Here is a 20,849-nt window from a genome sequence, read left to right as displayed (position 1 = left end):
AGCTTGATACTAGCTGAATTAATGACTGCTTTAGAACTCAAAGCGGTCATCGGGGCTTGCCAAGGTAAATGTCTGCTATTGGCACTGAACTGCCAGCGTGCGCAAAACTCACCGCATAATGAATGAAAAGCAGCCATGTCATCCCCGATACAAAGCTAAATCACCTACATGTGAACTGAGGTAATGAACTGCTGTTTTTTTAGTGTTATTTTGCCTGCATTAAGGCATGCATTTGAGTGTTAGAGAAATGAAGAGCGTTGTTAGTGATGAAAAAATTACAGAGTTTAGAGATTTAGTAAATTCTAACTCAAACTTCGTTTTCAACACTTATAAAGATAAAAATGGTAAGAACCATTGGAATCTAATTTGCTCCTGCATGGATTGGTTAACTGTCTCGATCAGGCATTTAATGAATGAACCGGCTTTAGACAAGAACATTGATGTTCGTGTGATGCAAATGTTCTCGCTCATATCGTCTATTGACCTTGTATCTGAGTCAATAACTCAGCTACATCGTGTCTTTATAAACCCAAGTACAGTGCCATTTGCGGGCGAGAAAAAGTGCTTTGCCAATCGTATCTTCTCTAATGAGGATGATAACAGCTACTTCAAGACTATCAGAGCTTCGTTTGGTGCTCATCCAGTTAATCTAAATCAATCCAACTATAAGCGTTTCGCAAGTTGGCCTTTCGACAGTGATTTGAATAGCGGGGAGCTAACTGTTTATCTATATAGCAATGAAGTTAATGTGCCAGATTTAGTCATGAACCTTAACTCGAACGAATTACTTGCATTTCTTAACATCAGATACAATTATCTCGATGTAATATCAGACAAAATAAAAAGCATATACTCAGAATTCCAACACAAATTGTCAAAACAACGGATTCAGGCTAGCACCGAACCTAGTGAACAGCTGCGTATTCTGAAAGCTGAATCGAAAAAGAGGTTAGATAACGATTACTATAATAGTGAGATTGACGACCTTATTATGATTTTTGAAGCCGAGATATCTCAACCTGAACTCAAGCCCTTAGCTGATAAATACAAAAAGTCTCTCGAACCACTTATCAAAGAGATCAAAACTAATCTTCAAGAAATGAAGATCATAGACCTAGTGAATACCACGTCACCATCAATTAGGTCTGAAGTCAGTCGTAAACTGAGCTATGAGATAGGAAAATTTTACACTTATATTCACGGTGAAAAATACGATCCGCTTATTCACTACTACCTAGAAAGATTTAACAATGAAACAAATTTCAAATTCAACTTCAATATTGACGATTCGCGTAACATACTGTTTCTTAAATTGATGCTCATGTTAGATACGCAGCCAGAATAGCCGAAAACACAAAAACGAGAGGGGTTTTCTTGACTCGCCCTAATCAAGCTAACACACAGATTTCGTCGCGCCCTATTATGTCCGCTTTTGGCACCTACCGGAAAGAGCGAAAATCGGATATTTTCCACGCGCGATTTTGGATGTTTGAATGACCCCTATCCATAATATTGCAGATACGTAGTTCAGCATTATCTCGATAAACAACTCAAGTGACGCTCAAATTTTCAGCTGTCGTATTTGACAAGGTTTTCCATAAAGATAACCTTGATAGTTGCGACACCCCATACTCTGTAATAATACGCGCTGCGCTACTGATTCAACGTCTTCAGCTATGACTTACAGCTCCATTGACTACAAACACTTGCAAATGGATGGCACTTTATATGCGATTGACTATTTTTCACTTAGCTCAATTTTAAAGTACTGTTTTTATCTATCAATCGAGGGCTAGGCGTTTGTTTTACCGATCTATGATCTATAGTAAGTCGAACCAAACCTCCGATAATTCAGAATTAAGGATACAAAAATGTTGAAGCAACACAGAATGATCATGGCAATGATTGCGTTATCTTTTTCTGGTCCCGCGATGGCTCGTGCGGGCGATATCGGATTTACCTACATCGAGGGCGGTATTGTCGGCGGCTTTGTCAACGACATTGAGACATCCGCAGCGGTCACTGGGAATATCCCACTCGATCTTGAAAGCGATGCTGATGGCGGTGGATTTATTGGTGGGGCATGGCAGTTCGGAAATCAGATGCACCTGTTTGGCGAGTATGCATCACTTGGCCAAGAGCTTGAAATACGCAGCGGCACCAGCACTGTAAGAGGTGAGTACGACGTGGAACGTTGGCGCATTGGTGTTGGTTATCAATACCCTGTTTCGCAAACGTTGGCTTACTACGGTCGGCTAAGCCTTGACCAGCTCGAGTTCAAGGATGCGCGCGCTGAAGGTTTTAATCTAGATGTCGACGCTAACGATAGCGGCATCGGTGCGGAGATTGGCGCTATCTGGACAGCAACGCCGACTTTGCATCTGCAGGGCCATGTGCGTTACACCGCGGTAGGTGGTATCGCGTCCAGCGGAAAAGATCCCTTCGAATCTGACGTTCTGATCGGTTTGAACGGACGCTGGCATTTCCTACCAAACATCGCACTGGTCACAGGCTACGAGTACGGGAAAATCACGACGGTGAACGTGGGCGTGCGTTTATCGTTCTAAGTGCTTCCAAATCGCCAATGTAAGATAATCTGCAGCCGGAATCTAAATTTACGCTATCGGAAAGGTGAAGGCACAGCTTAGGTTCGAGATTGTTTAAGATGGTTAAGCAAGCAAAAATCGTCGAACAAACTTGATATTAGGTAAAGCAGAGATTGCTATGAACTGCAAAAAGATCTTTGCTGATTGCCCAGTGAAATGCCTCCATTTGGCACTAACCGGCGAGGTGGCGGAGGTCTACCGGATGCAATTAGTGAATTGAAGCTTTTCAAAACAAAAAAGCCCTTGAGTTAATCAAGGGCAATACAAATAACACGAGGGAGGTGTTAGAAACTGTAGGTAATACTAAACTCAACACTGCGAGGCATAATATAGCGCCCATTTGGGCTACCTGCTGAGCGCGGATCGCCTTCCGTAATACCGTCTTTATCCGTTAAGTTGCTCACTGCAAATTGCGCTCTAAGCTGCTCGGTAATTTCAAGTTGCACGCCTAAATCAATTTTTGTGTAGCCTTCAAGCTTAACGGTATTTGCATTGTCTCCAAAACGGTCTGCCACACTTGCTAAAGTGCCATATACCGTTGCATACATATCTTGCACTTCAAAACCGTAACTAGGCGTCATTCTTAACATCCATTCTGGTTGTCGAATTGCTTGTTTGCCTATTATGTTTAAGTCGGGATGATTCGTAATTTCAGTATCTTGAACGGTGGCGTTTAGGTTGATAGCAAAGCCATTATCTGAACGGTAATTGGCGTCTACTTCTATACCTAGCGCTTCTGTTGTTAACACTTCAGCAGGTGCACCTGGGCGAGAGACAAATAATTCACCCTCAACTTCATTTGCAAAACCTGTTACATATAAACTGTAATTTTTCTCAGCCCACTTGTAACCTAGTTCGTATTGGCTTACTTCTTTAATCAAGTTGTCGCCACTTTCAAACGCACCGAAGTTATCTCGGAAGTCATCAAAGAATGGCATTTTATTGCCTTTATTGATGCGAGCGAACATGCCCATGTTCGGTTGCCACATCCAGTTAACACCAGTAGTCCATGCAATTTCTGATTCGTCATAGTCAACGGCTTTGCTAATAGCGCCGGTCAAACCTTCGTCAACAACATAAGTAATTTTGTGATTTTCGCGACGCAAGCCTGCATCAACTCGCCACTCTTCATTTAATTGATATTCAACTGCACCGTAAAACGCGCTGGTATCACCATCACCGGTGGCATCAATATCATAATTCCAGGTACAGCTAGAGAGTGAATCGTTGCAGTCAATACCGATTAATGCTTCGCCACCTTTTTCAACAACATGCCATTGCTGATTACCAATAGACCACCAATCTTGTACCGAGAAGTTAGTGGCGTAATAGCCTAGCGTAAAAACTGCATTGTCAGTGGTCTTGCTAAAAGCAATATCGTTAGTAAAAGCTTCAATATCTTTTAACACGACCCAGCGGCCAATTTGTTGTACTTGAGTATCATTATTGTAAGTATTGCCACTGACAGCACCGGTGACTGGGCCATTAATACCAGCAACATTCCCCAATGTTGTGGCACCTCCTTCGGGCACCAAGCCAAAGGTGTTTGCTTCGCCTGCAATATGGCTAAAACGGTACATTAAACGCCAGCTATCAGTTAAATCTAAATCAACTGTACCGCCCGTGATACCGCCTTTCCAGCCTCGGCCATCACCAAAGTCATAACTTTGTTTGTCGTTGTCAGGGCCATAGGCAATGCTTCCTAAGCGATTGTTCGGTCCAATTTGACTGTAACTGTTATCAACACCCGCAACATTGATAGGAACCGGTAAATGCCAAACACCGCTGTCATCGGTTTGACGTGTATAAAAATTAATTTTGCCGTTATCTAATAACTTAGTGACATTAACAGTGAATTGATGGCCTTCTTCTGCATTAAAGCCGACTTCACGAGGGCCTTCTGAACTACTTATATAACCTCCTGCCATAACAAATAAGTCATTGGCAATTTCACCGCTGATCACGCCATCAACCCGTCGTAAACCATAGCTTGATGTCGAAAACTTAACGAGTCCTTCTGTAACATCCCCCCCTTCTTTGAGTAAGAAGTTTGTTGTTAAGCCGGGTTGTCCATTTGACAGTACAGGAGTTGAACCGCCGCGAAGCGCTTCCATAAAATGAATAGTTTCATCAAGACGAAAAATTGACGAGTTTTCTAGAAACGATAAAGTTGGTGGTGGGAAAATAGGCGCTCCATTTAGCTGAATAGTCAGAAATGGTGCATCACCTGTACTAGGGAAACCACGAACAAATACATTTGCACCTGCCACGCCACCTGAGCTTTCAGCCCAAACACCAGGAACAACAGTAAATAATTCGGCAGTGCTTTTTGGCGCTAACCGGGTAATATTTTCTGCTGAAACATTGGTTACAGCATAGCTAGTATCAACTTTTAAACCACTCATACCGCTGGCTTTACCAGTGACGATGATCGTTTCAATCTGGTTGTTCTGTGTATTTTGTTCAGCTGGTGCGATCTCGCTGCTTTGTTGAGCAACGGCCGGTAAACTAAACAGCAATACCATGGCAGCGGTAATTTTATTGAGCTGTAACGCCATTATGAATCTCCTGTCCTGTTGTTAGAAACGCGGGCTATATTTTTAATGTGTTGCCTCGCAGAACTTACCTTAAGATAGTTTGCAATCGATTGCAATACGCTGTTAGTTGATTTTGCAGTCGATTGCATAGATTTATTTGGTATAAATAAAGGTTTAGATATAGCAGACCTTAGACTGCCGTTGCTCCTCATGAGGGTATAAGGCATTATGCTCACTGAAACAGTAACAATGAATACCCGATAAAAGAACGGATAGAAGTGATGAAAAAAGCGGTAAAAGTGATGACCTTGGCTGATATTGCTAAGTTGGCAGGGGTGTCTGAATCCACCGCCTCTAGAGCTTTGCGCGACAACCCGGTGATAAACGCTAAAACGCGTGAAAAAGTTCAGTTAATTGCGGCTTCACACCAGTTCAAGGTGAATGCCACAGCGCGCAGTTTACGTACTCAAAAAAGCAATACGATCGCAGTCATAATTTTATTTGACTCAAAAACTCAACAAGCAATTAGCGATCCATTTTTACTTGATTTATTGGGTGTTATAGCCGATGAATTAACAGCTAAAGGTTACGATATGCTGTTAAGCACCAGTAAAACCACTGATAAAGATTGGCGTAATTATTACTATGACTCAAAACGAGCCGATGGATTAATTGTGATTGGCCAAGGCGAGCATGACGATCGGGTTGAGCAATTAGCATCCGCAGGTGTCCCTTTCGTAGTATGGGGGGCTGCAACGGGTGCAGAAACATTTCCTGTCATTGGAAGTGACAACCGTCAAGGCGCGCATTTGGCCGTTGCTCACTTAATAGAGCAGGGATGTAAGCGGATCGCGTTTTTAGGCGATATTCGCCACACAGAAATAGAAATGCGATACCTCGGTTACAAAGACGCTTTACAGGCCGCAAGCATTGAAATAGAGGAAGGTTTACAATTCAATACAGACTTTACGGCGCAAGCAGGTTACCTGCAAACTCAGCAAGCTTTATTTCAGCAGATTAATAAATTAGAGGGTATTTTTGCTGCCAGTGACGCAATTGCCATGGGGGCAATGAAGGCATTGTTAGAGCATGGTATAAATGTACCTCAACAGGTTGCTATTGTGGGTTTTGATGACATCGCCATGTCTGCTTATGGCACCCCTTCATTGACTACGGTGAAACAGAATACCTATGCAGGTGGCCAGTTATTGGTAGATAAGTTATTAAAACAAATGGAAGGTTTTAAAGTTACATCGCAATTGCTACCCGTTAAGCTGATTAAACGTCAGTCAACTCAGCGTCTCCAAAAACAAACCTTATAATATTGCTGCTCTTTTTAACCACGTTAAGCCTGTTTTTCTTCATCTTTGTATAAAGTTGAATGCTCACAGGCTAAACGTGTCGTTTAGTTTGTTTATAGTGCTTGTAAATCAGCTAGGTTCAGCGCGTCGATGCTTGGGTAGACGATTAAGGCATCACTCAGAAGCTCTTTATCACCAATTCCGATCGCAAGCATACCGGCACGGTTAATTGCCTCGATACCAGCTACCGCATCCTCTACACCTATACAATATTCAGGTGTAACACCTAACCCTTTAGCGGCTAGCAGAAATACCTCAGGATCAGGTTTACTATTTTTCACGTAATTAGCATCGGCGATAAAATCGAACTGCGCTGCAATGCCCAAACGTTCTACAACCATTCCCGCATTTTTACTGGCTGACGCAAGGCCAATTTTAATATTCAGTTGCTTTAATTCCGTAAAGAGACTTTGCACGCCTGGGAATAAATCTTTTGTGCCCATATGTTCAATAAGTTTTAAGTAGTGTTCATTTTTTTGTTGCATCAATCGAGTTTCTTCTGCTTCGCTAAGTGTTCTACCCACCTTTTGCAATATCCAGCGGAGTGAGCCAAGTCGATCAACTCCTTTTAATTGTTCATTATCTTGCTCGGTAAAGGGAATGCTTAAGTCATGCGCTAAAGCTTGCCAAGCTTGAAAATGATAATGTGCGGTGTCTGTTAGAACCCCATCTAAGTCAAAAATAATTGCTCGGATCTGCATATTAACCTCCTATAGCAAATTGCACTGTTGCCGTTGCGCTGAGTTGAAAAGCTTGATCAACATGATGAAGAGTTAAAGGCTCACCCGAGATTAACTGATAAGAGGCTTGCGAAGCAGTGAGACTAACTTTAATAATACGGCCTACATAGCAAAGTCGGAACTCCAATGCTGGAAGGTCCTTGGGTAATTGTGGAGAAAAATACAAGCCTGTAGTGCGAACTCTTAAGCCAGCAAATCCCATAACCAAAGATAACCAACTACCGGCCATACACGCGATATGAACACCAACTTCGGTATTGCCATGATGGTTATCGAGGTCCATTCTGGCAGAATCACCAAAAAATGCATGAGCGCGCTCGATGTTACCCGTTTCAGCAAAAGCGATGCTATGAATGCAGCTGGAGAGACTGGAGTCATGAGTGGTCAAAGGTTCATAATAAGCTAGATCACGAGCCTTTTGCTTTGCATTAACACGATTATCTAGTAATACATTTGCTAACACGGTATCAGCTTGTTTTAGAACCTGATGGCGATAGATAACTAAAGGATGAAAGTTTAACAACAATGGGTATTTATCTTTTGGTGTGTTTGAAAAATCCCATGGCTTTTTAGTTAAAAAACTATCGTCCTGTGCTTGAATGGCTAATTCGTTGTCGTAAGGTAAGTACATATTTTTTGCAGCGCGTTGCCATGTGTGGAGTTCTGCTTCGGTGAGACCAAATTTCTTAGCCAACTCCGGATATTCGGCAAAAATCTGCAAACTGAATTCTAATTGCAATTGCACCATGGCGTTAGTGTAGAAATTATTATTAACAATCGCAGTATATTCATCTGGACCGGTAACTTGATGAATTTCAAACCTGTCGTTCTGGCGTGGATTGAAAAAGCCAAGCTCTAACCATAACCGGTTAGTTTCTAAAAGCATTTCAGCACCCATATCACGTATAAATTGGCTGTCTGCGGTGGCCAAGTAATAGCTTCGAATCGCATAAGCGATAGCAGCATTAATATGATATTGGGCAGTCCCTGCGGGGAAATATGCAGAGCATTCTTCGCCACCAATGGTACGCCATGGATATAATGCGCCCTGTTTATGCGACATTTGTTGAGCTCGCTCGCGAGCAAAATCAAGTTGGCTGTAACGATGACAGAGTAGTTGACGAGCTGTTTCGGGTTGAGTCAGGCTTAATACGGGCACGACATATATTTCGGTGTCCCAAAAATAGTGGCCATCATAACCAGGGCCGCTTAAACCCTTAGCTCCAATATTGCTCTTGCCATTGCGACCGGCTGATTGCGCTAAGCTAAATAAGTTAAAGCGTATCCCTTGTTGCAGGGCGTCATCACCGGCAATTTTGACGTCAGCTTGTTGCCAGAAATTAGACCAATAATCCTGATGCTCCGACAACAAGCTGGCAAAACTTTTTGAACAAGCTTCTTTTAGGATCTTACCTATTTTTTCATAAAGCTTGCTGTTACTCACTTGATCGTTGTTATCGCAATACACTACAAACTTATGTAATGTTAAAGTCTCATTTTGCTTAAGGCTTAACATAAATTGCTGCTTGATGCATTGCTCGGTTGTTTCGTTAGCTAACCACTTGGCGTTATCTGGTAGCTGATGGTTCATCGCAGCTGCAACTTTACAGGTGCTACCATGTGCTTGGTGTAACATTACTGCTTGCTCTGAATCACTTTGTTGTTCTAATAAGCTGAGACTATCCGCTATCGACATTACTCCGACACGAGGATCGTCTTTCTTTTGAAAACCAGGGTAACCGGCATCTAGCAGACTTGCCAATTGAATATCACCATCAAAATTGAGTGCAGTGACACTGAACTCAATGGCTATTAAGTGTGGGTTTGCTTGAGAGACAAAGCGACGGCTTTGTAATTGTAATTTTTTACCTGTTTGGCTTTGCCACTGCCATTTTCGATGAAGCACACCTGTTTGCAAATCTAGTTGTCTTTGATGCTCGGTAGCACCAATAATGGTGACTTTTTCATCATCTACAGTGAGTTGTAATATTTTACCATTAGCTACCTGCAACATTTTATGGTTATTACGAGCAAAGCCAAAGGCGCTCTCCCCATAATTGATGGGTTCACTGCTGTACGCACCATTTAAATAGGTTCCTTCACAATTATTAACGCCATTTGGTAAAGTTTCATCAAAACTCCCCCGGCTACCAATATAACCATTACCCAAACTTAACAGCGTTTCTTTTAACATATGCAGCTCAGGGTTATAGCTAAGATCGGGTAATTGCCATTCAGCAACGCCAAGAGCATTTATTAAATCATTACGAAGTGTCATCAGTGTTCCTTGTTACAACGAGCGAGAATGGCACTATACACCCATTTAATTTGCTTTTGCAATCGATTGCAATTTGTAATTGAAACATTGTATAGTCACGAAGAACAAGGTAAAAACCTACTGCTGCCGACAGGCATAGCCTAATAAAGAGCATAAAAATATGGCAACCTTAAGAATTAAATTGGCACTACTACTAACCTATTTTGTTTTTGCAATTTTGCTAAACAGCGTAGGCACCGTCATTTTGCAGGTGATCCACACATATCAAATTAGTAAAGAAGCCGCTAGCGCGCTAGAAGGATTCAAAGATATCCCAATAGCCATTGTGTCCTTTTTAATTGCAGCTTGGTTACCTCGGCTTGGATACAAAAACGCAATGCTTATTGGTGTTAGCTTGGTTACACTTGCTTGTTTAGCTATGCCATTGTTGCCGGCATTTTTAACGACAAAATTATTGTTTTTAACAGTTGGTGCTAGTTTTGCGTTAGTTAAAGTATCGGTATATGCCAGTATTGGTGTGGTAACGCGAACGAATGCTGAGCATGCTTCGCTACTCAATTTCATTGAAGGTTTTTTTATGGTAGGCGTGCTAAGTGGTTATTGGGTCTTTGCCGCTTTTATGGATCCAGCCGCACCGCAGTCAGCTGATTGGTTGCAAGTTTATTGGTGGCTGGCAGGTTTATCTGCGTTAAACCTCATTTTACTTCTTAGCACTCGCTTTCCTGAGTTAGATTTGCCTAAGGTTAGTCATGCAGTCCAAGATTTTGTGTCTATGATTAAATTAGTTTACCGCCCCTTAGTTTTCGTCTTTATTTTATCAGCGTTTTTGTACGTGCTTATCGAGCAAGGTATTGGTAGCTGGTTACCGACGTTTAATAATGAAGTGTTAAGCTTACCTAACCAATTAAGTGTTCAGTTAACCAGTATTTTTGCTGCAAGTTTAGCAATAGGACGCTTAGCTGCCGGTGTAGTGTTAAAACATCTCAGCTGGTATTGGTTATTAAATATTTGTTTAGCCTGTATGGCCGCATTGATATTGTTAACCTTGCCGCTTACCAATAATGTTGAAGTCGCAGCTGACGTCAATTTATTTAATGCGCCTTTAGCGGCCTATTTGTTTCCTTTAATTGGTTTATTTATGGCACCCATTTACCCAGTAATTAACTCGGTCATTTTGAGTGCACTTCCAAAGGTACAGCATGCCCCGATGACAGGATTGATTGTTGTTTTTTCTGCATTGGGTGGTACTACAGGCTCTATTGTTACCGGGTTCACTTTCGCTAATTTTAATGGACAAACTGCCTTTTATTTATCACTGTTACCACTGAGTTTATTATTGGTATCCGTGGGCTTATTACGCCGACAGAGCAAGTTTAAGTCAGCATAATATGCTCGTCCTTCCTAGTAACGAAGGCGACATAATTAACTGATGTTCTTTAATTCAAAGTATTTTTCGCTAAGATGGCTAAAAGCACCATTCTTTCAAATCTTGTGCTTGATTAGTTCTTGGTTACATTACTTATATTGTTGAAAGTTTGCTGACTTGTTTGATAAAGATTGAAAACAATGGCCGCTTTGAAATACTAAGCAGTCATTCGGGTTTGCAATAGAAAAAGTCTGCAATTGGCACAAACAACCTATTCAGCTAAGCGAATACCGCTCTAGCTTTTTATTCCCCTTAGAGCGAGCCGACTGATCATCGTTGGCCAAGGTTTTAAGAAAACGGGTGTTTGAGTGCGGCGGCGGTAGCGCCGCGCGAGTTACGTTTTCGCCTTGGGCAACACATGAGCAGCCGGGCTTTCGAGCGGAAGTGGGGGCGCATTTTCTTTGGATACTTTCTTTTGGCGACGCAAAAGAAAGTATCTCGCCAAGGGCAAAAACGTTAAACGCTGCCTAAAGCTTCAGCTGGAGCTGGAGGATGCACAAAAATGGTATCGAATTTTCTTGGAGTAATTTTTTAACGATACAAAAGAAATTATCTCACCACAAGGTGACAGCTTGATTAGAGGGGCATACGGCCAATGCCGAAATAGACTAATAACCCAACCGCAGCACGCACAGCAAAGAATCGCCGCATATTTAGCCATCTAAACGTATAGAAGTTGACATTGTGGTGTTTTTTCAGCACAGTAAGCCATTAATCTGTGAGCGGAGTAGCTTATGCCAGTAAAAGTCATTGATCAGTTGCCAGCGGTAGAGGCTTTATCAGCAGAAAACGTCTTTGTGATGACAGAAAGCCGCGCTGCTTCGCAGGACATTCGGCCTTTACGCATCGCCATCCTGAATTTGATGCCGAATAAAATCGTTACCGAAATCCAATTATTGCGTTTATTGGCCAATAGCCCGCTACAATTAGATATCGAGTTATTGCGCATTGATGATCATGTGAGTAAACACACCTCGGAAAGCCATCTCAATTGTTTTTATCGTTATTTCTCTGATGTGCAAGATCAAAACTACGATGGTTTAATTATTACCGGGGCGCCTTTAGGCCTTGTTAACTATGAAGATGTTACCTATTGGCAGCAGTTTGGCGAGATTTTACGTTGGGCCGATACCCATGTGACCTCCACCTTATTTTTGTGTTGGGCAGCGCATGCGGCCTTGTATCATTATTATGGCTTACAACGTGAGATCCGCGGTGAGAAGTTATCAGGGGTGTATTGGCAAGACGTGAAGCAGCCTTTAAGCCCCTTAGTGCGTGGCTTTGACGATCAATTTTTAGTGCCGCATTCACGTTATGCGCAAGTGCCAATCCAAAAATATCAGCAGCATGCCGACTTACATATTTTGGCTGAAGCCGATGCCACAGGGGCTTACTTGCTACAGAACAGTCGGGGTAACCGGATCTTTGTTACTGGCCATCCAGAATATGATCTTACTACCCTCGATGAAGAGTATAAACGCGACCTAGCTGCGGGCATCAGTGCCTTGTTACCCGAAAACTACTATCGTAATAACGACCCGTTACAAGGGCCGCAGAAGCTATGGCAGGCGCATGCCTTTTTATTATTCAGTAACTGGTTAAACTACTATGTTTACCAAGCCACGCCTTTTGATATTAACCAAATTGGTCAGAACAGTTAAATGAATCGAAGCAAATTGACACCCGCTGCCCTACGAGCGCAGCTACAGCAACGCATTTTTATTCTGGATGGCGCCATGGGCACCATGATCCAGCAGCGCACTTTGGATGAAGCAGACTATCGTGGCAGCGAATTTGCTGATTGGGCCTCTGATTTAAAAGGCAACAATGATTTACTTGTGCTAACGCAACCGGCGTTGATTGCCGATATTCATCGGCAGTATTTGCAAGCGGGCGCTGACATTATTGAAACGAATACCTTTAATGCCACCACCATCGCCATGGCCGATTATCACATGTCGCACTTAGCCGCGCGGATTAATCGCGAAGCAGCAGCCTTAGCACGCCAAGTGTGTGACGAATTTTTAGCAACTGAACCGCATAAACCGCGTTATGTCGCTGGTGTGTTAGGGCCCACTAACCGTACCGCGTCAATTTCACCTGATGTCAATGATCCAGGCTATCGTAATGTTAGCTTTGATGAGTTGGTCACCGCCTATATGGAAGCCACGCTGGCATTGGTTGATGGCGGTGCTGATATCATTATGCTTGAAACCATTTTCGATACCTTAAATGCTAAAGCGGCGGCTTTTGCTGTATTACAGGTGTTTGACGAGCTCGGTTATAGTTTACCGGTGATGATCTCCGGTACCATTACTGACGCCTCTGGGCGCACTTTGTCAGGGCAAACTACCGAAGCGTTTTACCACTCGTTAGCCCATGTTGAGCCAGTGAGCTTTGGTTTAAACTGCGCCTTAGGCCCAGATTTATTGCGGCCCTATGTCGAAACCCTGTCTGGTATTTCCTCGGCTTTTGTCTCGGTACACCCGAATGCCGGTTTACCCAATGAATTTGGCGAATATGATTTAGGCGCAACCGAGATGGCGGCAGAAATTGCCGATTGGGCGCAGCAAGGTTTCTTAAATATTGTTGGCGGTTGCTGTGGCACCACGCCAGAACATATCGCTGCAATCAGCCAAGCGGTAAAGGGTTTGCCGGCCCGTCAACCTAAAACACCCGACCATAGTTTTCATTTGGCCGGGTTAGAAGCTTTTTCGGTGGAGTGGTAATGCGACAGCAAGCACGATTTATCAATATTGGTGAGCGCACCAACGTAACCGGTTCGGCACGCTTTAAAAAACTGATCTTAAAAGGCGATTACGAAGCCGCGCTCGATGTGGCACGGCAGCAAGTTGAAAATGGCGCGCAAATTATCGATATCAATATGGACGAGGCGATGCTCGACAGCAAAGCCGCCATGGTGCGTTATTTAACCTTGCTCGCTTCTGAACCCGATATTTCTCGGGTGCCGATCATGGTTGACTCGTCTAAATGGGAAGTGATCGAAGCGGCCTTAAAGTGCATTCAAGGCAAAGCCGTTGTTAATTCTATTTCATTAAAAGAAGGTGAACAGCCGTTCTTAAAGCAAGCACGCTTATTGCGACGTTATGGTGCGGCCGTAGTAGTGATGGCGTTTGATGAAAAAGGTCAAGCGGATACGCAGCAGCGCAAAGTTGAAATTTGCCAACGGGCTTATAACATTTTGACCGAGCAGGTTGGCTTCCCACCCGAAGACATTATTTTTGACCCGAATATTTTTGCGGTCGCCACCGGTATTGAAGAGCACAATAATTACGCGGTCGACTTTATTGAAGCCACGCGTGAAATTAAACGGTTATGCCCTTACGCTAAAATCTCTGGCGGTGTGTCGAATGTGTCGTTCTCGTTTCGTGGCAATGACGCCGTGCGTGAAGCTATTCACTCGGTATTTTTATACCATGCGGTTGCCGCAGGTATGGATATGGGTATCGTTAATGCCGGTCAGTTAACGGTGTATGATGATATTCCGTTACTGCTGCGCGAGCGGGTAGAAGATGTCATTTTAAATCGGCGTGATGACGCGACTGAGCGCTTATTAGATGTGGCGGCCCAGTTTAAAGGCGATGGCAGTGTGGCTGAAAAAGTCGATGATGCTTGGCGTAGCCTGCCGGTAGGGAAACGCTTAGAGCACGCGCTAGTTAAAGGCATTACCGATTTTATTGAATTAGATACTGAGGAAGCACGGCAACAAGCAGAAAAGCCCTTACACGTGATTGAAGGGCCGTTAATGGACGGCATGAACGTGGTGGGTGACTTGTTCGGTGAAGGTAAGATGTTTTTACCCCAAGTGGTTAAATCGGCGCGGGTGATGAAAAAAGCCGTGGCCTACTTGCAGCCTTATATTGAACAAGACAAAGCGGGTGGCCAAGCGCAAGGTAAAATCTTGTTAGCCACGGTAAAAGGCGATGTACACGACATCGGCAAAAACATCGTGGGCGTGGTGTTGCAATGTAATAACTTTGAAGTGATTGATTTAGGCGTGATGGTCTCGTGCGCAGAGATTTTACGGGTGGCCAAAGAACGTAATGTCGATGTGATTGGTTTGTCGGGCCTGATCACCCCCTCGCTTGATGAAATGGTGTATGTGGCTAAAGAAATGGCGCGCTTAGGTTTTACTATTCCGTTATTAATTGGTGGCGCTACTACCTCTAAAGCGCATACCGCAGTGAAGATTGCACCGCATTACCAGCATGGCGTGGTGTATGTACCGAATGCTTCTCGTAGCGTATCGGTGGTGCAATCTTTAATCAGTGCAGACGCCAAACCACCTTATTTAGCACGTGTAACCGAAGAATATCGTATCGCGGTGGAGCAGCATCAGCGTAGTCGCCCGGGCGAGAAAATGCTCAGTTTAAGCGCGGCACGCGACAACAAGTTTCAACTTGATTTAAGCAAAGTGGCACCGGCCCCTGTGCAGCCCGGTGTGCATTATTGGCAAGATGTCGATTTACAACAATTACGCGACTATATTGATTGGACACCGTTTTTTCTAACGTGGCAATTATCGGGCAAGTTTCCGGCAATTTTAAATCACCCCGAAGTGGGCTTAGAAGCACGAAAAGTGTATCAAGACGCCAATGCCTTGATGGATCAGATGATCCAGCAAAAACGCATTGCTGGCAAAGCCGCCTTTGGTTTTTTTCCGGCCAATAGTGACGGCGACGACATTATTATTTATACCGACGACAGTCGGCAAACTGAGCGCTGCCGTTTACACGGTTTGCGACAGCAATTAGCCCTGCGTAATAATGCGCCAAACTGCTGTTTAAGTGACTTTATTGCCCCCGTCGGCTCTGGTATTGCCGATTATGTTGGCGCCTTTGCGGTTACCTCAGGTTTTGGTGCCGATGAGTTTGCTGCTGAATTTGTCAAAGTGCATGACGATTATAACAGCATCATGGCCAAAGCCTTGGCCGATCGACTGGCAGAAGCCTTAGCCGAGTATTTACATATGCAGGTACGCCGCCAATATTGGGGCTATGCAGCCGATGAAACCTTGGATAATGAACAGTTAATTCGTGAATTATACCAAGGGATCCGACCGGCACCGGGTTATCCGGCCTGCCCAGAGCATACCGAAAAAGGCACCTTGTTTCAGTTGCTGGATGTGGAAGCGCAAATCGGCATGAAATTAACGGAAAGCTACGCCATGTGGCCGGGTGCGGCGGTCAGTGGTTGGTACTTTGCGCATCCAGATAGTAAATATTTTGCGGTGAGTAAAATTGATGCCGAACAGGTAGCGGATTATGCCAAGCGCAAAGGCTGGGACCTTGCAACGGCAGAAATGTGGTTAGGCCCGAATATCCGTTAAACTTTAGGTTAATCTGGCAAGCTAAGCTGAAGTTTTTCCGGTATTCAGTCTCTTAATTAATCGGCTTTTGCAGTATCATACTCCCGCTATACCAGTGTTGGTGTAGCGGTGTTGTTTTGGAGAGCCTGTGGAAAAGCCGTTTCAAATAAAGTTAATTATCCGCAGAGTCAGCGCAGCTGCCTCGATAGCGTGGTTAAAAAACGCCTGGGGCATTTTTAAGCAATATCCCATCGTTTTTGTGCAGATGATTTTACTGACCCTCGCGTTAAGCGTATTGGCAAGTTTGCACGAGATCACCCTAATTATTGCGGTGTTAGCCAGCCCCTTTATCACGGCCGGTTTTTACCGTGCGGTATTAGGTGTGCAGCAACAACAAAAAATCAGTATCGACTGGTTATTCCAACCGTTTAAAGAACCCGCCACTCGGCGCATTTTATTAGTGATTGCCGCGCTTAACTTTTTAATTTCTATTCCGTTAGCGCAATTTCGCGTTGATGTATTTGCCACCATGCAATTAGCACAAGAATCCCCTGATGGCGCTGCGGGCTATAGCTGGTCTTTACTCTTGTTATTAATTGCCACCCTGATCACCGCTATGCTGTTTGCTTATGCCGTGGCGATTGCTTATTTTTTAAAAGAACAGCGCATTTTTACCATATTACAAGCCAGTTTTATCGCTTGCTGGCGTAACATTCCGGCCCTTGTAAGTTTTGGTTTATTAAGTTTGCTACTGATTATCTTAACGGTTCCGACCTTTTTCCTGGGCTTAATCGTGGTGATGCCGGTGTTACATATTGCTTTTTTCTTGTCATTTAATGAGCTGTTTGCGCTGCAAGTTAAATCACAACAAGATGGCGTATTAGAAGTGTGACGGCAGATAGACAGCGGGAATTACGCCAAGCCGCACTAAATTATTTAAGTCGGCGAGATTACAGTCGGGCCGCGCTTTCTGTTAAATTACAGCAAAAGGGCGCCACAGCCGAAGAATTAGCGGTAGTGCTCGATTGGTGCAGTAGTGAAAACTACCTGAATGAAGATCGTTTTTTATTAATGATATTGCGTAACCGCTGCCGCCAAGGCTATGGTTATCGCTATATTTTGCAAGAGTGTCGTCAACACAAATTGACCGAGCAGCAACTCGCTACGGCGATTGCCGCAGAAGAAATAGACTGGTGGGATCTTGCCCGCCAAGCCTATCATAAGAAATTTGGTGAAAAAGCCATTGTTGATTACAAAGACAAAGCAAAACGTATGGCTTTTTTGCAGCGTCGCGGCTTTAGTAGCGAGCAAATCCGGGCGGTCTTTGACCAGAATGAATAACCGAACAACTGAACAGGATTTTTCATGAGTATGACATCTGCCGCAGTACGGCAAGCCTTTTTAGATTTCTTCGCCAGCAAAGGCCACAGCATTGTGTCGAGCAGTTCCTTGATCCCAGGTAACGATGCCACCTTGTTATTTACCAATGCGGGTATGGTTCAGTTTAAAGATGTGTTCTTAGGCCAAGACCAACGCAACTACACGCGCGCGGTTTCGTCTCAGCGCTGTGTAAGGGCGGGGGGTAAGCACAACGATTTAGAAAACGTCGGTTATACCGCACGTCATCATACCTTTTTTGAAATGCTCGGTAATTTCAGTTTTGGTGATTACTTCAAGCAAGACGCCATTCGTTATGCTTGGGAGTTTTTAACCGAAGTGGTGCAACTGCCTAAAAGCAAATTATTAGTCACCATTTATGCAACCGATGATGAAGCCTATGATCTGTGGCTTAACGATATTGGTGTGCCAGCTGATCGGATTATCCGCATTGGTGATAACAAAGGCGCGCCATACGCTTCAGATAACTTCTGGGCAATGGGTGATACTGGCCCATGCGGTCCTTGTACTGAAATTTTCTACGATCACGGCGAAGATATTTGGGGTGGCCCACCAGGCTCACCAGAAGAAGATGGCGATCGTTTTATTGAAATTTGGAATATCGTTTTTATGCAGTTTAACCGCTTAGCCAGCGGTGAAATGCAGCCACTGCCAAAACCCAGTGTGGACACCGGTATGGGCTTAGAACGTATCTCCGCTATTTTGCAACACGTTCACAGCAACTATGAAACGGATACCTTTGTCTCGTTAATTAATGCGGCTGCAGAGGTCACTGGCGCGAGCGATTTATCGGACAAGTCGTTGCGGGTGATTGCCGACCATATACGTAGTTGTGCGTTCCTAATTATTGATGGCGTGATGCCATCGAACGAAGGCCGCGGTTATGTGCTACGTCGGATAATCCGTCGTGCGGTGCGCCATGGTAATAAATTAGGTGCGAAAGGCGCGTTTTTCTACAAATTAGTGGCCGCATTAGCGGCGCAGATGGGGGAAGCCTACCCCGAGTTGCTAACAAAACAAGCCATCATCGAAAAAGCTTTACGCTTGGAAGAAGAGCAGTTTGGTAAAACCCTAGAGCGTGGTTTACAGATCCTAGACGACGAATTGGCGGCGTTATCTAGCAGCGAAATTCCCGGTTCGCTGGTGTTTAAGTTATATGATACCTATGGTTTCCCTGTCGATTTAACCAACGATGTAGCACGTGAGCGTAACTTAACGATTGACCAAGCGGGCTTCGATAGCGCGATGGCCGAGCAACGTAAACGTGCACAGCAAGCCAGCAACTTCGGTGTGGATTACAATCAACAAGTGAGCTCCAACCAACAGACTGAATTTACCGGTTATACCGCAGAAGCGGGCAATGCACTTGTCGTTGAAATACTAAAAGATGGCCAAAGCGTATCGCAATTAGACGCGGGTGATAGCGGTTTAGTGATTTTAGATAGCAGCCCTTTTTATGCGGAGTCGGGCGGCCAAGTGGGTGATACCGGTACGTTAGATAACAGTACAGGTGTACTTTTTTCGGTACAAGATACCGTTAAAATCGGTAAAGCCTTTGCCCACCAAGGTAAAGCCGAACAGCCACTGCAAGTGGGTATGCGTTTAGATGCCAAGATTGATACAGCGCGGCGTGATGCGATCCGCAAAAATCACTCAGCAACGCACTTATTACATGCCGCGTTACGTCAAGTGCTCGGTGAGCATGTCACGCAAAAAGGCTCTTTAGTGGGGCCAGAGCGCTTACGCTTTGACTTCTCACACTTTGAAGGGGTGAAAGCTGCCGAGTTGCAGCAGATTGAACAGCTGGTCAATCAGCAGATCCAATTAAACTTAGCCTTACAAACGCGCATTATGTCAATTGATGATGCGAAAACCGCCGGCGCTATGGCGTTATTCGGTGAAAAGTATGATGAAGAAGTCCGTGTGTTAAGCATGGGCGATTTTTCTATCGAACTTTGTGGTGGTACCCATGTCAACAGAACGGGGGATATTGGTGTTTTCAAAATTGTCAGCGAAGGCGGTATTGCCTCGGGAGTAAGACGTATTGAAGCGGTTTGCGCCGCAGCGGCCATTAGCTACATTCAGCAATTAGAAGCGCAAGCACAGCAAGCAGCGGCTTTACTAAAAGGGGATACGTTTAGTTTAACCGAGCGAGTGCAGCAAAGCTTAGACCGCGCTAAGTCGCTTGAGAAAGAAATTGAGCAGTTAAAGGGAAAACTGGCCAGTTATGCTGGCGCATCGTTAACCGATAACGTGCAACAATTAAACGGTGTACAAGTACTTATTCAACAATTACCTGATACAGATGGCAAAGCGTTGCGTACTTTGTTAGACGAATTGAAAAATAAACTCGGCTCGACCGTGATTTTATTAGCAAGTTCGCAAGAGGGTAAAGTGAGTTTAATTGCTGGAGTCAGTGCGGATTTAACCGGCAAAGTGCATGCTGGGCAGTTAGTCGCATGGGCTGCTAACCAATTAGGTGGCAAAGGGGGTGGCCGGCCAGATATGGCACAAGCGGGCGCAACTGACGTTGAAAACTTACCAAAAGTTTTAGAATTAGCTTTTTCGTATATAAAAGAGCGGCTTTAATGCCGCTTAGCGATAATGAAGCTGATTGAAGCGTTTTAAAAGGAACAATGCTGGGTTATCATACCGGCAAATTAAGCAGTAATAACAAATACTGCCATAGACAGGCAAAGGAGCAAAAGAATGCTAATACTGACACGTCGTGTAGGTGAGACCCTAATGATCGGTGATGAAGTTACTGTAACTGTATTAGGCGTTAAAGGTAATCAAGTACGAATTGGTGTTAATGCACCAAAAGACATTTCTGTACACCGTGAAGAAATTTATATGCGTATTCAAGCTGAAAAAGACACCAACGGTGGCAATTTTAGCGAGACTGAGTAATTGTTCAAAACACCCTAAACGAGAGCCGGTTATTTACTCTATCTTGTAAGATGACTTAAATAACCAGCAAATTGTTTAAAAGGTCGGCAAACACACTGATCTGCTCTAAAAATTGTTTGACATATTTTCCTGAGACATTAATATACACGCCGCAACACAGAGTGGAGAAATGGCCGAGTGGCTGAAGGCGCACCCCTGCTAAGGGTGTATAGGGGAAACTCTATCGAGGGTTCGAATCCCTCTTTCTCCGCCATTTTTAAGATG

General features: G+C 44.1%; 14 protein-coding genes and 1 tRNA gene. 12 read left to right on the top strand and 3 right to left on the bottom strand.

Translation table 11 applies throughout. The annotated features are described in order from the left end of the window. Positions 1-232 precede the first annotated feature (232 nt). Positions 233-1,345 (top strand): hypothetical protein, encoded by a 1,113-nt coding sequence (locus ORJ01_RS03905; RefSeq protein WP_306177033.1) that lies wholly within the window; start codon positions 233-235, stop codon positions 1,343-1,345. 526 nt (positions 1,346-1,871) lie between these two features. After that, positions 1,872-2,567: a hypothetical protein gene (locus ORJ01_RS03900; RefSeq protein WP_306177032.1), complete on the top strand. Its 696-nt coding sequence runs from the start codon at positions 1,872-1,874 to the stop codon at positions 2,565-2,567. A gap of 323 nt (positions 2,568-2,890) precedes the next feature. Here ORJ01_RS03900 and ORJ01_RS03895 read toward each other — a convergent pair whose 3' ends face one another. Further along, positions 2,891-5,164 carry a TonB-dependent receptor gene (locus tag ORJ01_RS03895; protein ID WP_306177031.1) on the bottom strand — a complete coding sequence of 758 codons (2,274 nt, stop codon included), beginning with the start codon at positions 5,162-5,164 and terminating at the stop codon, positions 2,891-2,893. A gap of 260 nt (positions 5,165-5,424) precedes the next feature. On the opposite strand from ORJ01_RS03895, the gene ORJ01_RS03890 reads away from it, so the two are divergent. Further along, entirely contained in the window at positions 5,425-6,465 is a 1,041-nt protein-coding gene (locus ORJ01_RS03890) for a LacI family DNA-binding transcriptional regulator (RefSeq protein ID WP_306023220.1), read from the top strand. Positions 6,466-6,557: 92 nt separating this feature from the next. On the opposite strand, the gene pgmB is transcribed toward ORJ01_RS03890, so the two are convergent. After that, on the bottom strand, positions 6,558-7,205 hold the full coding sequence (pgmB, locus tag ORJ01_RS03885; protein ID WP_306177030.1) for a beta-phosphoglucomutase: 648 nt from the start codon (positions 7,203-7,205) through the stop codon (positions 6,558-6,560). A 1-nt stretch (position 7,206) separates the two neighbouring features. After that, on the bottom strand, positions 7,207-9,522 hold the full coding sequence (locus ORJ01_RS03880) for a glycoside hydrolase family 65 protein (RefSeq protein WP_306023222.1): 2,316 nt from the start codon (positions 9,520-9,522) through the stop codon (positions 7,207-7,209). Positions 9,523-9,682: 160 nt separating this feature from the next. Here ORJ01_RS03880 and ORJ01_RS03875 point away from each other — a divergent pair, with 160 nt between their 5' ends. From ORJ01_RS03875 to ORJ01_RS03835, 9 genes are all read left to right on the top strand, one after another. After that, positions 9,683-10,909: a sugar MFS transporter gene (locus tag ORJ01_RS03875; protein ID WP_306023223.1), complete on the top strand. Its 1,227-nt coding sequence runs from the start codon at positions 9,683-9,685 to the stop codon at positions 10,907-10,909. 773 nt (positions 10,910-11,682) lie between these two features. Further along, the gene (gene metA, locus ORJ01_RS03870; protein WP_226749652.1) at positions 11,683-12,609 is read left to right on the top strand and encodes a homoserine O-succinyltransferase; all 927 of its coding nucleotides are present in this window, start codon (positions 11,683-11,685) and stop codon (positions 12,607-12,609) included. Beyond that, positions 12,610-13,677 (top strand): homocysteine S-methyltransferase family protein, encoded by a 1,068-nt coding sequence (locus tag ORJ01_RS03865; RefSeq protein ID WP_306177029.1) that lies wholly within the window; start codon positions 12,610-12,612, stop codon positions 13,675-13,677. Continuing rightward, positions 13,677-16,298: a methionine synthase gene (metH, locus tag ORJ01_RS03860; protein ID WP_306177028.1), complete on the top strand. Its 2,622-nt coding sequence runs from the start codon at positions 13,677-13,679 to the stop codon at positions 16,296-16,298. Before ORJ01_RS03865 ends, metH begins: the two co-directional genes overlap by 1 nt. A 127-nt stretch (positions 16,299-16,425) precedes the next feature. Then, on the top strand, positions 16,426-17,169 hold the full coding sequence (locus ORJ01_RS03855; RefSeq protein WP_229585425.1) for a hypothetical protein: 744 nt from the start codon (positions 16,426-16,428) through the stop codon (positions 17,167-17,169). Then, a complete protein-coding gene (locus tag ORJ01_RS03850; RefSeq protein ID WP_306177027.1) occupies positions 17,166-17,618 on the top strand; it encodes a regulatory protein RecX in 453 nt (150 codons plus the stop codon). Before ORJ01_RS03855 ends, ORJ01_RS03850 begins: the two co-directional genes overlap by 4 nt. A gap of 24 nt (positions 17,619-17,642) precedes the next feature. Then, positions 17,643-20,264 (top strand): alanine--tRNA ligase, encoded by a 2,622-nt coding sequence (alaS, locus tag ORJ01_RS03845; protein ID WP_306177025.1) that lies wholly within the window; start codon positions 17,643-17,645, stop codon positions 20,262-20,264. A 120-nt stretch (positions 20,265-20,384) separates the two neighbouring features. After that, positions 20,385-20,585 (top strand): carbon storage regulator CsrA, encoded by a 201-nt coding sequence (gene csrA, locus ORJ01_RS03840; RefSeq protein WP_226749658.1) that lies wholly within the window; start codon positions 20,385-20,387, stop codon positions 20,583-20,585. 163 nt (positions 20,586-20,748) lie between these two features. Further along, positions 20,749-20,838, top strand: a tRNA-Ser gene (locus tag ORJ01_RS03835). The last annotated feature ends 11 nt before the right edge of the window (positions 20,839-20,849 follow it).

Source organism: Alishewanella sp. SMS8 (genome assembly GCF_030737935.1).
In the GTDB taxonomy this organism is placed as follows: domain Bacteria; phylum Pseudomonadota; class Gammaproteobacteria; order Enterobacterales; family Alteromonadaceae; genus Alishewanella; species Alishewanella maricola.
Note: the sequence above shows the minus strand (reverse complement) of the source record. Positions and strands in the feature narration are given on the sequence as shown.

Bases quoted from the DNA above. Each gene is read 5' to 3' on its own strand.
- ORJ01_RS03900 (WP_306177032.1), top strand. From the start codon at position 1,872: ATGTTGAAGCAACACAGAATGATCATGGCAATGATTGCGTTATCTTTT.
- ORJ01_RS03890 (WP_306023220.1), top strand. From the start codon at position 5,425: ATGAAAAAAGCGGTAAAAGTGATGACCTTGGCTGATATTGCTAAGTTG.
- csrA (WP_226749658.1), top strand. From the start codon at position 20,385: ATGCTAATACTGACACGTCGTGTAGGTGAGACCCTAATGATCGGTGAT.
- ORJ01_RS03895 (WP_306177031.1), bottom strand. From the start codon at position 5,164: ATGGCGTTACAGCTCAATAAAATTACCGCTGCCATGGTATTGCTGTTT.
- ORJ01_RS03865 (WP_306177029.1), top strand. From the start codon at position 12,610: ATGAATCGAAGCAAATTGACACCCGCTGCCCTACGAGCGCAGCTACAG.
- metH (WP_306177028.1), top strand. From the start codon at position 13,677: ATGCGACAGCAAGCACGATTTATCAATATTGGTGAGCGCACCAACGTA.
- metA (WP_226749652.1), top strand. From the start codon at position 11,683: ATGCCAGTAAAAGTCATTGATCAGTTGCCAGCGGTAGAGGCTTTATCA.
- alaS (WP_306177025.1), top strand. From the start codon at position 17,643: ATGAGTATGACATCTGCCGCAGTACGGCAAGCCTTTTTAGATTTCTTC.
- ORJ01_RS03875 (WP_306023223.1), top strand. From the start codon at position 9,683: ATGGCAACCTTAAGAATTAAATTGGCACTACTACTAACCTATTTTGTT.
- ORJ01_RS03880 (WP_306023222.1), bottom strand. From the start codon at position 9,522: ATGACACTTCGTAATGATTTAATAAATGCTCTTGGCGTTGCTGAATGG.
- pgmB (WP_306177030.1), bottom strand. From the start codon at position 7,205: ATGCAGATCCGAGCAATTATTTTTGACTTAGATGGGGTTCTAACAGAC.